A 14000-nucleotide genomic window follows, 5' to 3' on the forward strand; every position below is an offset into this window, starting at 1 on the left:
GGCTGGCGGCAACGGCGGCGCTGACCGACGCCGGGGCCGAAGTGACGCTGGCAGCGCGCTCGCGCGACGAGATCGAAGCCGGGGCGGACGCGATCGGGGGCAATGCGAAGGCCGCAGTGCTGGACGTGTCGGACCTTGCCGCGGTGGAGGCGTTCTTCGCCGCGCGGCCGGCCTTCCATATCCTGGTCAACAATGCGGGGACCAATCGCCCGAAGCCGATGCAGGATGTGAGCGAAGCCGATTACGACGCGGTGCTCGATCTCAACCTCAAGTCCGCCTTCTTCGTCGCGCAGCATTGCGTGAAGGCGATGCTGGCGCAGGGCGTACCCGGATCGCTGATCCATATGGGATCGCAGATGGGCCATGTCGGCGGGCCGAACCGATCGCTCTATTGCGCGTCGAAATGGGCGCTGGAGGGGATGAGCAAGGCGTTCGCGCTCGATCTTGCCGCGCACAATATCCGCAGCAACACGATCGCACCGACCTTTATCGAGACGCCGCTGACCCGGCCATTCTTCGAGAACGAGGCGTTCAAGGCGAGCGTGCTGGCGAAGATCAAGCTGGGGCGGATCGGGCAGGTCGAGGATCTGATGGGCGCGATCCTGTTCCTCGCGTCCGATGCCTCGGCGTTGATGACCGGAACATCGATGGTGATCGATGGCGGCTGGACCGCCGATTGAGGAGAGACGGATGAAGCTCGCAACGCTCAAATCGGATGGCCGCGATGGCAGGCTGGTGGTGGTCGCGCGCGACCTGACCCGCGCGGTTTCCGCCGACGGGATTGCCGCGACGATGCAGGATGCGCTCGAACGCTGGAGCGAGGTCGAGGCCCCGCTGCGCGCTTTGTTCAACCGGCTTCAGGCAGACGAAGCAGAAGGCGCATTCGACTTCGACCCCACGCAGGCGCTCGCACCCTTGCCGCGCGCGTGGCAGTGGCTCGATGGCTCGGCCTATAAGAGCCATGGCGCGCTGATGGACAAGGTGTTCGGGATGGACCCGCCCAAGACCGACCGGCCGCTGATGTATCAGGGCGTGTCCGATCAGTTCCTGAGCGCCACCGCCGACGTGCCGATGCGCAATGCCGAGGAAGGCATCGATTTCGAGGGCGAGTTCGGCATCATCGTCGACGAAGTACCGATGGGCACCGCGCCCGCGGACGCGATGCGGCACATCCGCCTGATCGTGCAGATCAACGACTGGTCGCTGCGCAAGCTGGCGCCGATCGAGATGAAGACCGGCTTCGGCTGGATCCAGGCCAAGCCGCCATGCAGCGCCGCCCCGGTAGCCGTGACGCCCGACGAGCTGGGCGCGGCATGGGCGGACGGCCGCGTCCATCTGCCGCTGAACGTCTGGTGGAACGAAGCGAAGTTCGGCGCCGCCTTGGGCGGGGCGATGGGGCATGGCTTTCACGAACTGGTCGCCCATGCCGCGCACAGCCGCCGGCTGGTGGCAGGAACGATCATCGGATCGGGCACCGTATCGAATGAGAATTATCGCGAGGTCGGCTCGTCCTGCATCGCCGAGCGGCGCGGGATCGAGATCGAGGATCAGGGCGAGCCGAAGACGCCGTTCATGGCGTTCGGCGACCGCGTGCGCATGGAAGTGACGCTTGGCGACGGCACGCCGGTGTTCGGCAAGATCGATCAGCAGGTGGTGGAAGCGGCGCCCTAGTGGAGATCCGGGCCCAAAGGGCCCGGTTGGCCAATAGCTGCGATCCGAAACTTGGATTTCTCCCGGCGGCAAGGCTGTGGGAGGGCTGATCTCAGGACGAGGGGACTGAAATGGCAATCCTGGGTGTTGAGAGCGCAATTTTCGGCGTCGACGATCTCGATCGTTGCACGACCTTCTGGGAAGATTTCGGTCTCACCCTGAAGTCGCGCGATGCGGACGAGAGCGTGTTCGAGCTGCCCAGCGGATCGAAGATCGTGGTCCGCCGCCGCGGCGATCCGCGCCTGCCCGCTTTCTATTCGGCGAAGGTCGGCGTGCACGAGACGATCTGGGGCGTCGATACGCAGGAAGCGCTCGACACGCTGATCGCGGACCTGAAGACCGACCGCGAGGTGACGGTCGATCCCGATGGCACCGCGCATTTCGCCTGCGACGACGGGTCGCCGATCGGACTGCGCCTGTGGGCCAAGAAGCAGGTCGTGTCGCAACCCGATCCGGTCAACGCGCCGGGCAATATCCAGCGGCTGAACGTGATGCGCAAATGGCGCCCGCGCGCGCTGCCCAAGACGATCAACCACATCGTCTTCTTCGCGCACGACTATGTCGCCAGCCTGGAATTCTACATCAACCGGCTGGGCTTCCGCTATGTCGACCATTCGCGCGGCGCAGGTGCGTTCGCGCGGGCCGACGGCACCAACGAGCATCACTCGATCTTCTGGGTCTCGACCGCGCTGCCGGTCGCGCCCGACGAACCCGGCTTCATGCACATCGCCTTCGGCCTCGAGGATATCGACGAGCTGATGATCGGCGTGAATTACATGGAGAAGAAGGGCTGGAAGAATCAGAGCGTCAACAGCTCGGGCGGGCTTTCGCGGCACCGCATCTCCAGCGCGATCTACTATTATTTCGACAATCCCTCGGGCGGCGAGGCCGAGTATCATGTCGATACCGACTATCTCGACGATCAGTGGGTGCCGCGCGTGTGGGACTGGAAGTTCGGATCGCTGATGTGGGCGACCACCATCCCCAGCTTCTGGGCCGGCGAGGTCGAATGGGACATGAAGTTCGACGCCGACCGATCCTCGCTCGAGCCGTTCCGGCGGCCGCCCAACGCGCAGGTCAAGCCGCCCGCGGGCAAGCTGCCGGATGGGCTGGAAGGCCTGACCAGCGAAGACGAGCATGCGATCTGAGATGAACTTCTGGTATCATCATGGCGGCGTCAGCGTGGCCGATCTCGATGCATCGATCGCCTGGTATCGCGATGTGCTGGGCTTCGAGCTGGACAAGCGCTTTCACGTGCCGACGATCCCGGCCGACATTGCGATGATGCGCAACGGCGACCTCTATTTCGAGCTGTTCGAAGTGCCGGGATCCAAGGCGTTGCCGCATGACCGGCGCGTGCCCGACGACGACCTTCAGACCCAGGGCAACAAGCATGTCGCCTTCGTGGTGCAGGACGCCGCGGCGTTCGCTGCCGAGATCGAGAGCCGCGGCGCGGACATCGTGTGGGTCAAGAAGATGCCGCACGGATCGAACGCCTTCATCCGCGACAATTCGGGCAATCTGATCGAGTTCGTCGAGGAGCCGGTGCCGAGCGGGCTGCCGGGATCGCTGTGACCCTGTCCAACCGTCTCGAAGGCAAGGTCGCGATCGTCACCGGCACCGGCAACGGGATCGGCAAGGGCGTGGCCCTGATGTTCGCGCGGCACGGCGCGCGGGTGATCGGGTGCGATATCGATCATGCCGCCGCCGAAGCGACGCTGGCCGAAGCGCGTAACGAAGGACTCTCGTTCCACAGCCTGCACCCTTGCGACCTGACCACGCCCGATGGCGCACAGGCGCTGGCGGATTTCGCGGTGGAGAAGGCCGGGCGGATCGATGTGCTGGTCAATGCCGCAGCGTTCGGCGTGTTCAAATTGATCGAGGAAATGAGCTTCGACGACTGGAAGCGGACGCTTTCGGGCGAACTCGACCTCGTCTTCCTGCTGACCAAGGCGGTGTGGCCGCATCTGATCGCGGCGGGCGGCGGATCGATTATCAACTTCGCGTCGGCCAATGCCTATCAGGCGCTGCCCGGCAGCGGTGCGCTGGCGCATTGCGCGGGCAAGGGCGGCGTACTCGCGCTGACCCGCCAGCTGGCGATGGAAGGCGGGCCGCACGGCATCCGCGCCAATAGCATCTCGCCCGGCATGATCGTCACCGCCGCCACCGCCCCGGTCGTCGCCGATCCGGCGATGCGCGAGACGATCCTTGCCAAGAAGATGATCAAGCGGCTCGGCCAGCCCGAGGATGTGGCCTGGCTGGCGACCTTCCTCGCTTCCGACGAATCCGCCTGGATCACCGGCAGCGACCATCACATCGACGGAGGAGCGACCGCATGGTGAGGCCCGTACGCCGCATCGTCACCGGGCATGACGCGAAGGGCGAGGCGATCATCGTCGCGGACGGATCGCCCGCGCGCGTCTATGACCAGCTCGGCCAGCCGGGGCTGGTCTTCCACGAGATCTGGAACACGCAGCAGACCCCCGCGCAGATCGACCGCGATACTGCGGAAGCAGGCGAAGCCAGCCTGACGCTGGCCCCGCCCGCGCACGGCACGCGCATCCGCGTGCTCGACATTCCGCCCGACACCGACGAGTTCGACGATGAAGCCGCGCGCGAAGTGTTCGAGGCGATCGGCGGTGGCGACGCGCATCATGGCGGCAAGCGCCACGCGACGATGCACCGCACCCGCAGCATCGATTATGGCATCGTGCTGGAAGGCGAGATCACCCTGCTGCTCGACGAGCAGGAGACGGTGGTGCGCGCGGGCGAGATCGTCGTCCAGCGCGGCACCAATCATGGCTGGGCGAACCATTCGGGCGCCAATTGCCGCATCGCCTTCATCCTGATCGACGGCGTGTTCGACGCCGACATCGTCTGACCCTTCGGAGTCCCTTTCCATGGCCATGTTCGAATATTTCCCGGGCAATTATATCTGGAACCTGTCGGTCGACATCGCGATCGAGAGCGGCGCCCAGATCGGCGAGATCGAGGAGATCTGCCGCCCGATCCGCGAGGCCGCGGCCAAGGGCGCCGATGCCGGCACCGCGCAATTCTTCGATGCATGGTACGCGATGGCCGAGAAGCTGGTGATGCTGGCGGACGAGGACGAGGCGAAGGGCCGCACCTTCAGCGCCGCGACCAAGCTGCATCGCGCCGCGCTCTATTACCAGACCGCCGAGCGCATGCAGGCGCGCACCTATGCCCCGCGCTGGGAAGCGTTCCGCAAGGGCATCGCCACCTTCCAGAAGGCGATGGCGCTCTCGAAAGAACCCTATGAGCGGATCGAGATCGACTATCTGGACGGCAAGGTTCCGGGCTTCCTGACCTTGGCCGAAAGCACCGACGGCAATCCGCCGCCGGTGATGGTGTTCTGCAACGGCCTCGATAGCTCGAAGGAGATGCTCTACTGGACCCGCATGTCGCGCGAGCTGCGCCGGCGCGGGGTCTCGGTGCTCCATGTCGACCAGCCGGGTACCGGTGAATCGCTGCGCACCCACAATCTGCCCGCGGTCTACAATACCGAAGCCTGGGCCAGCCTGATCGTCGACCGGCTCCAGCAGCATCCCGGCATCGACCCGAAGCGGATCGGCATGATGGGCATTTCGCTCGGCGGCTATTACGCGCCGCGCGCTGTGGCGATGGAGCCGCGCTTTGCGCTGGGCGCCGTGTGGGGCGCGAACCATGACTGGGCCGAAGTGCAACGCCGCCGCCTCAATCGCGAGGGCGAGAATCCGGTGCCGCATTATTGGGAGCATGTCCGCTGGGTGTGGGGTGCCAAGGACCAGGACGAGTTCATGGAGCTGTCCGGCAAGGCGACGCTCGACGGCGTGCTGCAGAATGTGAAGGTGCCCTTCCTCGTCACCCATGGCGAGAAGGACCGCCAGATCCCGCTCGAATATGCGCACAAAAGCTATGAGGCGCTGGTCAACAGCCCCAAGCGCGAGCTGAAGATCTTCACCGATCGCGAACAGGGCGTCGAGCACACGAGCGTCGACAATCTGGCCAACGCGCGCGACTATATCGCCGACTGGATCGCCGAGACGTTCGGTACCGTGACGGGTTAAGACGCATGATATTCGAGATCGCCGAGATCGAAGTGGCCGAGGGCAGCCAGGCGGCATTCGAAGCGGCGGTAAGCGAAGCGCTGCCCCTGTTCCGCGAAGCCGCCGGGTGCCGCAGCATGAAGCTGGAACGCGGGATCGAAAGCCCGACGCGCTACCTGCTGGTGGTCTGCTGGGACACAGTCGAGGACCATATGGTCGGGTTCCGCGAAAGCGCCGCGTTCCAGCAATGGCGCGCGCTGGCCGGACCTCATTTTGCTGCGCCGCCCAGGGTGCAGCATGTCGAGACGGTGGTAGCCGGTTTCTAGTCCTCCCCCAGCGCGTCGAACCGGTCTCGGCTCGCGCGGATCGCGGGGTTGTTCTCACGCACCCAGTCCATCAGCGACTCCACCCGCTCCAGCAGGCTCAGTCCCAGCCCGGTGATCGCATAATCGACGCGCGGCGGGATGCTGGGCGTTACGGTGCGGTCGATCAGCCCGTCGCGTTCCAGCGTGCGCAGGCGCAGAGTCAGCATGCGCTGCGAAATCTCGCCTTCGGCCGAAGTCGCCGCGACCAGCCGTTTTAGCGTCGCATGACGGAAGCTGCCGATGCGCAGCAGCAGCAGCAGCAACAGGCTCCACCGGTCGCCGATCCGCGCCGGGATTTCGCGCATCGGATCGCTGCGGTCGCGGCCGTGCAATTCCATGTCGCCGACCAGCGCGATCAGCGCGTCAACCTGCATCTGCGGCACATCGTCGCCGCGCACCGCCTCGAGGATTTCGGACTCTTTCACGGGCACAAATATGTGCCGTCTTCCGCGCTCCGTCGAGGCGAATTAGCCCGGCCGTCAACAAGGAGAGGCACGTGCAGGATTTCCAGAATCGCGTCGTCATCGTGACCGGCGCCGGGGGCGGCATCGGCGGAGCGACCGCGCGCATGTTCGCGGGCCGCGGCGCGAAGCTCGTCTGCGCCGACATATCGCAGGACTATGGCCAGCGCACCGCGGACGCGATTCTGGCGAATGGCGGCGAGGCGATCGCGATCGGCGCTGATCTGGCCGACGAAGCGCAGATCGCGGCGATGATCGAAGGCGCGATGGCGCATTTCGGCCGGATCGACGTGCTGCACAATAATGCCGCGGACCAGGCGCCGGAAATGTCGCCGCGGTTCGACACCGATGTCGAGCGTACGCCCGGCTATGTGTGGGAGCGCGCGCTGATGGTGAATGTCCGCGGTACCGCGCTCGCCTGCCAGTACGCGCTGCCACACATGGTCGCGGGCGGCGGCGGGGCAATCGTCAACACCGTCTCGAACCTCGGCCTCCAGGGCAATCTGGTGCAGGTCGCCTATTCGGCTTCGAAGGCGGCGCTGATCCAGCTCACCCGCTCGGTCGCGGCATCGCATGGCCGCAAGGGCATCCGCTGCAACGCGGTCGCACCGGGCCTGACCCTGACCCAGTCGGTCCGCGACAATGTGCCCCAGCCGCATATCGATGCGGTGCTGGCGGAGACCCTCCTCCCCTATCTCGGCGAGCCCGACGATATTGCGAGCGCGGTCGTCTTCCTCGCTTCCGACGCGGCGCGATCGATCACCGGCCACACCTTGGTCGTCGATGGCGGCACCGCCAGCCATGTGCCCGGCTTCGAAGGGCTGTCCCGCGCCAACGCGCACTGAATTTCACGAGAAGAAGGAGCCGATGATGGCGAACAATTACGATGTGGTGGTGATGGGCGCGGGGCATAACGGCCTGATCGCGGCCTGTTATCTGGCGAAGGCCGGCAAGAAGGTGATGGTGCTCGAGCGCCAGGCATTTCCGGGCGGCGGGGTCGTCACCCAGGAGATCAACACGCCCGGATACAAGCACGACCTGCATTCCAGCGTGCACATCATGATCCAGGGCAACCCGATGATCCGCGAGGACGAGCTGGGCCTATTCTCGCGCTTCGGGCTGAAGTATAATTATTCCGACGTCCCCTATGCGAGCATCTTCGCCGACAACACGGCGCTGATCACCTACAAGGATCTCGACCGCTCGTGCGAGGCGATCGCGCGGCTCTCCGCGAAGGACGCCGAGACCTATCGCGAATTCGCCGAGCGTTCGATGCGGATGATGCCGATGTTCGTATCGGGCCTCTATTCGCCGCCGCTGCCGATGGGGCCGTTCGTGGCGATGCTCGACAGTTCGGACGAAGGCCGCGAGATGCTCGATGCGATGAGCCGCTCCTCGCTCGACATCATCGATTCCGCGTTCGAGAACGACCGGGTCAAGATGCACCTGCTCAAGCTGGTGACCGAGAATCTCCAGATGCCCGACGAACTGGGCACCGGCATGGGCATCTATCTGATGCCCGGCATCATCCACACCTATGGCGTGTCGCAGCCGGTAGGCGGATCGGGCGCGCTGACCGACTCGCTGGTCAAGTGCCTCGAAACCTATGGCGGCGAGCTGCGCTGCAATGCCGAAGTCTCGAAAGTGCTGGTCTCGTCGGGCCGCGCGGTCGGCCTGCGGCTCGCGGATGGCGAGGAGTATCTGGGCAAGGACGCGGTGATCGGATCGATGCACCCGCACAAGCTGCGCGCGTTCGTCGAGGAAGTGGAGGAGCCGATCCTCAAGCGCGCCGAGCGGGTGAACACCTCCACCTTCTCGCTGTTCGTCAGCCATTACGACCTCAAATCGCCGGTCAAATATTATGCCGGCGACGAGATCGAGACCGCGACGATGCTGGAATATTACCAGTTCGACACGCTGGCCGAGATGCTCGACGATTTCGACCACCTGCGCCGCGGCCGCCTGCCCGAACGGCCGCTGACCGGCGGCAGCGACGAGAGCCATGCCAATCCCGATCGCGTGCCGCCGGGCGCGGGCATGTTCCACGCGATCACCATGTCGCCCTACAAGCTGGCCGATGGCGGCGCGGCGCGCTGGGACGAGATCAAGGAGGAGGTCGCGGACAAGAACCTTGCGGCCTATCGCAAGTTCACGCCCAGCCTGACCGACGACAACATCATCATGCGCTCCAGCTGGTCGCCGCTCGACATGGAGCGCTCGTCGCCCAACAGCTTCGTCAATGGCGACATGCACGGCGCCGCGCCCTTCATGTACCAGACCGTCGGTCACCGCCCGACGCCGGATCTCGGCCAATACACCGTGCCCGGCATCGACCGACTCTATCTGTGCGGACCGTTCATGCATCCCGGCGGCGGCGTCTATGGCGCGGGCCGCGCCACGGCGATCCGCGTGTTCGACGAGCTCGATATCGATTTCGACAAGGTGGTTTCGTGATGAAGATCTATGACAAGACCAAGAAGGAGCTGATGCAGGTCAGCAAGATCGAGCGCGACGGCAACGCGCTCGTCCTCAAGGGCAAGATCTTCGGCACCATGCCGATGACCGCGCTGCTGACCCCGGAGGAGGCACGCGCGGCGCTCAAGCTGCTCGACGTGAAGACGGTGTTCTTCCTGCTGACGATCCTGTTCCGGAAATCGTCGAAGGGGAAATAACAGCTGTTGCTCGCTAGTTACCGTCGGTGATCAGCGTGCCCCCGTCGATCACCAGATTATGCCCGGTGACGAAGGCGCCCGCGGGCGAGGCGAGGAACAGGGCGGCGCCCGCCACTTCGGAAGCCTCGCCCATCCGGCGCAGCGGGGTGAGTTGCAGGCGGCGTTCCAGCACCGTTGGATTGTCGGCGATGCCGCTGGCGAAGTTGGTCCGGATCAGACCCGGCGAGATCGCGTTGGCGCGGATGTTCGACGGTCCCCATTCGACCGCGAGGTTGCGCGCGAGCTGGGCCAGCGCCGCCTTGGACAGGCCGTACAGTCCGATCGCCTTGTTGCCGCGCAAGCCGCTTAGGCTCGAAGTCAGCACGATCGCCCCGCCGCCGCGCGCGACCATGACCGGCGCTGCGAGGGAGGTCAGCCGCAATGCATGGCGCAAATTGATGTCCATGGTGAAGTCGAACTCGGCATCGCTGGCCGAACCGAGCGGCCCGAAATGCGGTGCAGCTCCGGCGTTGCAGACAAGGACGTCGATCCCGCCGAACGCTTCCATCGTCCGCGCGACCAGCGCTTCCAGATCGGAGGCGATGGTCACGTCGCAGGTCACCGCCAGCGCGCCGGGAATCCGCGCGGCCGCGGCCTCGCATCCCGCGGCATCGTTCGAAGCGATCACCACCGAAGCCCCGGCCTCGCCAAACAGTTCGGCGATCGCCAAGCCGATACCGCTCGATGCGCCGGTGACGATTGCGACCTTGCCATCGAGGCGGAACAGCGCGGGAAATCCTGTCATGCTGCGGAAATGCTGCGCGTCGCGGCAGGTGTCAAAACGGGCATTCCGATAGCGGCTATCGACCGAACCCGATTGTGCAGCCCGCCCCGGCAGGCGCAGATGGCGCAAAGCCCGGAATTCGGGCCGGGGAGGGTGTGGAATGTCCGAAGTACAGGCAAGGCAAGCAGGGATCGCGACCGGGATCACGCTGCTGGTGCCGATCACGCTTTCCACCATGGCGATCGTGCTGCTCGCGCCGATCCTGCCGATGCTGCTGAAACAGTTCAGCCACGTTCCCTATCACGACTATCTGGTGCCGATGGTGCTGACCGTGCCGGCGCTGTGCGTCGCGCTGCTTTCGCCGATCGCCGGGCTGCTCGGCGACCGGCTGGGACGGCGGCGGCTGCTGATCGCGGCACTGCTGATCTATGCGATGGTCGGCGTGCTGCCGGTGTTCCTGACCGATCTGACCGCGATCCTGATCTCGCGCATCGGCGTGGGCATCACCGAAGCGATGATCATCGTGCTCACCACCACGCTGATCGGCGACTATTACAGGGGCGAGGCGCGCAACCGCTGGCTTGCGTTGCAGACCGCCACCGCGTCGCTCTCCGCTCTGCTGTTCTTCAACCTTGGTGGCTGGCTGGGGACGTTCGGGTGGCAGGCGCCCTTCTGGGTCTATTCCTCGGCGCTGGCGATGCTCGGCGCGGTACTGCTGTTCACCTGGGAGCCGGAGCAGCTGGTCGAGACCGCCGCGGCGGAATCCTCGACACCGTTTCCGTGGAAGCGGATGAGCGGCATCCTGGCCATCACCATCTTCGCATCGGTGCTGTTCTACACGGTGCAGATCCATGCAAGCGTCGGGCTGAGCGTGCTGGGCGTGACCAATCCGGCCGAGATCGGCTTCCTCACCTCGATCGCCAGCCTGGGCGTTCCGGCGGGCACCTTGATCTACCAGAAGCTGTTCGCGATCCCCGTCCGCCGTCTGCTGCTCGCCGAATTCTCGATCCTCGCCACCGGCTTCGTGGTGATGGGCTTCGCGACCACGCCGACCGCCTTCCTGATCGGATGCGGGATCAACCAGATCGGCGCCGGGCTGATCCTGCCCACCTTGCTGGTATGGGCGATGAACCAGCTCGCGTTCGACGTGCGCGGGCGAGGGACCGGGATGTGGCAGGGCGCGTTCGCCTTCGGCCAGTTCCTCAGCCCGCTCGCGGTGACGAGCATTGCCGGCCAGACGGGGACGATGCTCTCGGCCTTCGCCTGGCTCGGCTATGCTGCGGCGGGTGCCGCAGCGATCACGCTGATCAGATCGGCGCGGACACCACTTCCAGCATCCGCCGGGTAAGCCCGCCCGGATCGGCATCCGGCGAATGGTCCTGCTCCCATTTGCCGATCTGGAGCGACGCTTCCCAGATGAACTTGGTCCGCTCGAAGCGGCGCTCCATATAGGCGGGCAGCGCGTCGTCGACCGAGCCTTCGGCCAGCAGCTCGGCAAGGACCAGCGCGTCCTCCACCGCCTGTGCCGCGCCCTGTCCCAGATGCGGCGTCGTGCCATGCGCGGCATCGCCGATCAGCACCACGCGATCGCGATACCAGGGCGGCGGCATCAGGATCGCCTCGAGCGGGCGGTAAACCACCTGAGCCGGATCGGTGATCTGTTCGCGCAGCGCCGGGATCTGTCCGCCATAGGGCGCCAGCCGCTTGCGGAACTCGTCGGCCAGCGTCTCCTCCGGAAAGCGCGGATTGCCCGGTTCGGCACCGACATAGATGACGTACATCGAAGTTTCGGTCAGCGGCACCCAGCCGGCTTTCCCCCCGGCAATGCCGTCGACCATCACCGCGTGATCGAGCTCGGCCGGGCGCGGCAGATTGTATCGCCACACGCCCTGCCCGGTGAAGTGCGGCCGGGCATCGGCATCGAGGATCGCGGCGCGCACCTTGGAGTAGAGGCCGTCGGCGCCGATCATCAGGTCATAGTCGCCGGTGGTGCCATCGGTGAAGGTCACCGACACGCCATCGGCGCGATTGTCGATCTTCGCAAAGGTGACGCCCAGCCGGACGTTGACGCCCTCGGCACGCGCCGCGCGGATCAGCACGTCGTGCAGCGCAGGCCGCGCCATGCCCAGATCGCTGGGATAATCCTCGCCAGCCAGCTTCGGTCCGGGAAAGCGGAACAGCGTCTCGCCCGCCGGATCCTGCATTTCGAAACCCGAATAGGGATAGCCGACCTTCACCAGTTCGTCGGCCAGCCCCAGTTCCTTCATCGCGCGGATGACATTGGCCTGGATGATGATGCCGACCTGATAGACGGTCCATTCGCGGTTGATCTCGGCCAGATCGACCTCGATCCCCCGCTGACGCAGCGCGATCGCGGCGCTCAGCCCGCCGATCCCCCCGCCCATGACGAGTATCTTCAAATTCGCAGCGGCCATATCACTCCCTCTCCTGACACCGGGCGATAGCCGGATCGGAGCCCGGGAGGGAAATCGCATATTTGGAGGCCAGCAATCGGTGCGGCGCCTAGCCTCGCCGCCGCTTCACCTCCTCATCGAGTACCGCGATGTCGGCCGGGCGATATTCGCGCCGGGGCAGCACCACCGCGCCGCTGCGGAAAACGAGCCGGTACTGCGCGGCACTGTCCTGCACGTCGGTCAGCCGGCTCCAGCCATGCCGTCTTTTGGTGAGCAACGTCGCGACCATCAGCGCCTCATGCTCAACCTCGACCCATTTCAGCGCCAGCAGGCGATAGAATGACACGAGCGCCAATATGCCCCCGGAGACCTTGAAGAACATCGCGGCCCGGATCGGCCGCTCGCCCGGTGCAAGTCCGGCAAAGGGATTCGGCGTCCACCACAGCAGCGAGACGCCAAGCGCGATGCTGACGAGGCAGAAGGGAATCCACCACCAGCGCGGACCGACCCGCAGGCCCCGCTCCCTCATTTCAGGCACGCACAGGGCAGGTAGCTGGTATATTCCTCGGCACCCGAGAAATCGCCCTGGCTCTCGAAGCCGGAGCCGACCGCGGCCTGCGAATAGGCATAGCCCTGGACGGTGCAATAGGTCGATCCGCGCGCCAGTATTCGCGCATCGATCGCTCGCCGCGTGACGATCCCCGAGACCGGATGGCGATAGAAGGTCCAGCCGGTATGGGTGATCAACACCCGCTCGGGCCGGGTCGCACTATCCTTCCATGTCTGGCGTGCGCGGTTCAGGATCGCGTTTTCTATTCCCGCATTGCGCATCGCCGCGGGCGGCAGGCAGATCTGCGGATCGTCCGGCCGCACCGCACCTGCAGAAACGCTCAACGTGAAACTGCCCCTGGCGACGACGGGCCCGACGATCGGCGGATTATCGCCATTGGCGACGGTGGGGATCAGCTCGACCTCGATCTGGTGGCTGCCGGGGCCGAGCTGGCCCCGTGCCATCGCTTTCGACAACAGCTCGCGGAACGCATCATTGCCCGGTACCTTGCTGCCGGTGCGATCGAGGAACTGGCCGCGCCATGTCGTCCATTCCGCATGCTCCTTGGCGGTGCCCCAGGCGCGGATCGAGGTCTCGACCGGCGCGCCGCCATCGACACGGAAGATCATGCGGTAGCGGATGCGATGCGCGTAATTGCCCTGCCCGCCCATCATCGGCGCGACCGCATTGACGCTCGACTTCGCCATATAGGCGCGGAAATAGATCGGATCGCCCAGTCCGAAACCGCTGGCGAAGGAACCGGCGTTGATCGCGCGCAGCTCCAGATCGGTGCGGGTGAAGACCAGCTTGCCGACATTGGCGGCGTGCAGCGGGCCGGTGATCCCCTGATCGGCGCCCGGCCCGCCGGTGCGCGGCGTGGCGGGCTTGACCGGCGGGGTGCGCGCCTTGCCGCCGGGGATCGGAATATCCTGAGCGGGCAAGGCGGAGCCGCACAGCAGCATGGCGGCAAAGGCGATGATCGATTTCATGATGCTGTCCTTTCCGGTGAAAGGACGGGC

At 65.5% G+C, this 14000-nt stretch carries 17 protein-coding genes; 12 read left to right on the top strand and 5 right to left on the bottom strand.

Annotated elements, in window-relative coordinates; genetic code table 11:
- From P1X14_RS12525 to P1X14_RS12560, 8 genes are all read left to right on the top strand, one after another.
- On the top strand, positions 1–680 hold a 680-nt coding region (locus tag P1X14_RS12525; protein WP_277315709.1), incomplete at its 5' end, for an SDR family NAD(P)-dependent oxidoreductase.
- 10 nt (positions 681–690) lie between these two features.
- Positions 691–1671, top strand: a complete 981-nt coding sequence (locus tag P1X14_RS12530; RefSeq protein WP_277315710.1) for a fumarylacetoacetate hydrolase family protein — start codon at positions 691–693, stop codon at positions 1669–1671.
- A gap of 110 nt (positions 1672–1781) precedes the next feature.
- A complete protein-coding gene (locus tag P1X14_RS12535) occupies positions 1782–2858 on the top strand; it encodes a VOC family protein (RefSeq protein WP_277315711.1) in 1077 nt (358 codons plus the stop codon).
- Positions 2848–3285: a VOC family protein gene (locus P1X14_RS12540; protein ID WP_277315712.1), complete on the top strand. Its 438-nt coding sequence runs from the start codon at positions 2848–2850 to the stop codon at positions 3283–3285. The genes P1X14_RS12535 and P1X14_RS12540 overlap by 11 nt, the downstream gene beginning before the upstream one ends.
- Entirely contained in the window at positions 3282–4052 is a 771-nt protein-coding gene (locus P1X14_RS12545) for an SDR family oxidoreductase (protein ID WP_277315713.1), read from the top strand. The genes P1X14_RS12540 and P1X14_RS12545 overlap by 4 nt, the downstream gene beginning before the upstream one ends.
- Complete coding sequence (locus P1X14_RS12550) at positions 4046–4591, top strand: cupin domain-containing protein (RefSeq protein WP_277315714.1); 546 nt, start codon at positions 4046–4048, stop codon at positions 4589–4591. Before P1X14_RS12545 ends, P1X14_RS12550 begins: the two co-directional genes overlap by 7 nt.
- A gap of 19 nt (positions 4592–4610) precedes the next feature.
- Positions 4611–5777: an alpha/beta fold hydrolase gene (locus P1X14_RS12555; protein WP_277315715.1), complete on the top strand. Its 1167-nt coding sequence runs from the start codon at positions 4611–4613 to the stop codon at positions 5775–5777.
- A gap of 5 nt (positions 5778–5782) precedes the next feature.
- A complete protein-coding gene (locus P1X14_RS12560; protein ID WP_277315716.1) occupies positions 5783–6082 on the top strand; it encodes an antibiotic biosynthesis monooxygenase family protein in 300 nt (99 codons plus the stop codon).
- Here the strand turns inward: P1X14_RS12560 and P1X14_RS12565 are convergent.
- Positions 6079–6546, bottom strand: a complete 468-nt coding sequence (locus tag P1X14_RS12565) for a helix-turn-helix domain-containing protein (protein ID WP_277315717.1) — start codon at positions 6544–6546, stop codon at positions 6079–6081. The genes P1X14_RS12560 and P1X14_RS12565 overlap by 4 nt on opposite strands.
- Positions 6547–6617: 71 nt before the next feature.
- On the opposite strand from P1X14_RS12565, the gene P1X14_RS12570 reads away from it, so the two are divergent.
- From P1X14_RS12570 to P1X14_RS12580, 3 genes are read left to right on the top strand one after another with little or no spacing between them, the layout of a single operon-like run.
- Positions 6618–7427: an SDR family NAD(P)-dependent oxidoreductase gene (locus P1X14_RS12570; RefSeq protein WP_277315718.1), complete on the top strand. Its 810-nt coding sequence runs from the start codon at positions 6618–6620 to the stop codon at positions 7425–7427.
- Positions 7428–7452: 25 nt separating this feature from the next.
- Positions 7453–9036 carry an NAD(P)/FAD-dependent oxidoreductase gene (locus P1X14_RS12575; protein ID WP_277315719.1) on the top strand — a complete coding sequence of 528 codons (1584 nt, stop codon included), beginning with the start codon at positions 7453–7455 and terminating at the stop codon, positions 9034–9036.
- The gene (locus P1X14_RS12580) at positions 9036–9254 is read left to right on the top strand and encodes a hypothetical protein (RefSeq protein ID WP_277315720.1); all 219 of its coding nucleotides are present in this window, start codon (positions 9036–9038) and stop codon (positions 9252–9254) included. The genes P1X14_RS12575 and P1X14_RS12580 overlap by 1 nt, the downstream gene beginning before the upstream one ends.
- 13 nt (positions 9255–9267) lie before the next feature.
- Here the strand turns inward: P1X14_RS12580 and P1X14_RS12585 are convergent, their stop codons facing one another.
- The gene (locus P1X14_RS12585; RefSeq protein WP_277315721.1) at positions 9268–10038 is read right to left on the bottom strand and encodes an SDR family oxidoreductase; all 771 of its coding nucleotides are present in this window, start codon (positions 10036–10038) and stop codon (positions 9268–9270) included.
- Positions 10039–10177: 139 nt separating this feature from the next.
- Here P1X14_RS12585 and P1X14_RS12590 point away from each other — a divergent pair, with 139 nt between their 5' ends.
- Positions 10178–11365 carry an MFS transporter gene (locus tag P1X14_RS12590; protein WP_277315723.1) on the top strand — a complete coding sequence of 396 codons (1188 nt, stop codon included), beginning with the start codon at positions 10178–10180 and terminating at the stop codon, positions 11363–11365.
- Here the strand turns inward: P1X14_RS12590 and P1X14_RS12595 are convergent.
- The 3 genes from P1X14_RS12595 to P1X14_RS12605 all read right to left on the bottom strand — a co-directional run bounded on the left by P1X14_RS12595 (position 11325) and on the right by P1X14_RS12605 (position 13970).
- Positions 11325–12452 (bottom strand): FAD-dependent oxidoreductase, encoded by a 1128-nt coding sequence (locus P1X14_RS12595; protein ID WP_277315724.1) that lies wholly within the window; start codon positions 12450–12452, stop codon positions 11325–11327. The two genes, P1X14_RS12590 and P1X14_RS12595, sit on opposite strands and share 41 nt — an antisense overlap.
- A gap of 88 nt (positions 12453–12540) precedes the next feature.
- Positions 12541–12960, bottom strand: a complete 420-nt coding sequence (locus P1X14_RS12600; protein WP_277315725.1) for a hypothetical protein — start codon at positions 12958–12960, stop codon at positions 12541–12543.
- A complete protein-coding gene (locus tag P1X14_RS12605) occupies positions 12957–13970 on the bottom strand; it encodes a hypothetical protein (RefSeq protein WP_277315726.1) in 1014 nt (337 codons plus the stop codon). Before P1X14_RS12605 ends, P1X14_RS12600 begins: the two co-directional genes overlap by 4 nt.
- Positions 13971–14000: the final 30 nt, after the last annotated feature.

It is taken from the genome of Sphingomonas sp. AOB5, from assembly GCF_029433115.1.
Lineage (GTDB): Bacteria > Pseudomonadota > Alphaproteobacteria > Sphingomonadales > Sphingomonadaceae > Sphingomonas.

What these genes read in the sequence shown, in the direction of transcription:
- P1X14_RS12530 (WP_277315710.1), top strand. Translation starts at nt 691, where the DNA reads ATGAAGCTCGCAACGCTCAAATCGGATGGCCGCGATGGCAGGCTGGTG.
- P1X14_RS12535 (WP_277315711.1), top strand. Translation starts at nt 1,782, where the DNA reads ATGGCAATCCTGGGTGTTGAGAGCGCAATTTTCGGCGTCGACGATCTC.
- P1X14_RS12540 (WP_277315712.1), top strand. Translation starts at nt 2,848, where the DNA reads ATGCGATCTGAGATGAACTTCTGGTATCATCATGGCGGCGTCAGCGTG.
- P1X14_RS12550 (WP_277315714.1), top strand. Translation starts at nt 4,046, where the DNA reads ATGGTGAGGCCCGTACGCCGCATCGTCACCGGGCATGACGCGAAGGGC.
- P1X14_RS12555 (WP_277315715.1), top strand. Translation starts at nt 4,611, where the DNA reads ATGGCCATGTTCGAATATTTCCCGGGCAATTATATCTGGAACCTGTCG.
- P1X14_RS12560 (WP_277315716.1), top strand. Translation starts at nt 5,783, where the DNA reads ATGATATTCGAGATCGCCGAGATCGAAGTGGCCGAGGGCAGCCAGGCG.
- P1X14_RS12575 (WP_277315719.1), top strand. Translation starts at nt 7,453, where the DNA reads ATGGCGAACAATTACGATGTGGTGGTGATGGGCGCGGGGCATAACGGC.
- P1X14_RS12580 (WP_277315720.1), top strand. Translation starts at nt 9,036, where the DNA reads ATGAAGATCTATGACAAGACCAAGAAGGAGCTGATGCAGGTCAGCAAG.
- P1X14_RS12585 (WP_277315721.1), bottom strand. Translation starts at nt 10,038, where the DNA reads ATGACAGGATTTCCCGCGCTGTTCCGCCTCGATGGCAAGGTCGCAATC.
- P1X14_RS12590 (WP_277315723.1), top strand. Translation starts at nt 10,178, where the DNA reads ATGTCCGAAGTACAGGCAAGGCAAGCAGGGATCGCGACCGGGATCACG.
- P1X14_RS12595 (WP_277315724.1), bottom strand. Translation starts at nt 12,452, where the DNA reads ATGGCCGCTGCGAATTTGAAGATACTCGTCATGGGCGGGGGGATCGGC.
- P1X14_RS12600 (WP_277315725.1), bottom strand. Translation starts at nt 12,960, where the DNA reads ATGAGGGAGCGGGGCCTGCGGGTCGGTCCGCGCTGGTGGTGGATTCCC.
- P1X14_RS12605 (WP_277315726.1), bottom strand. Translation starts at nt 13,970, where the DNA reads ATGAAATCGATCATCGCCTTTGCCGCCATGCTGCTGTGCGGCTCCGCC.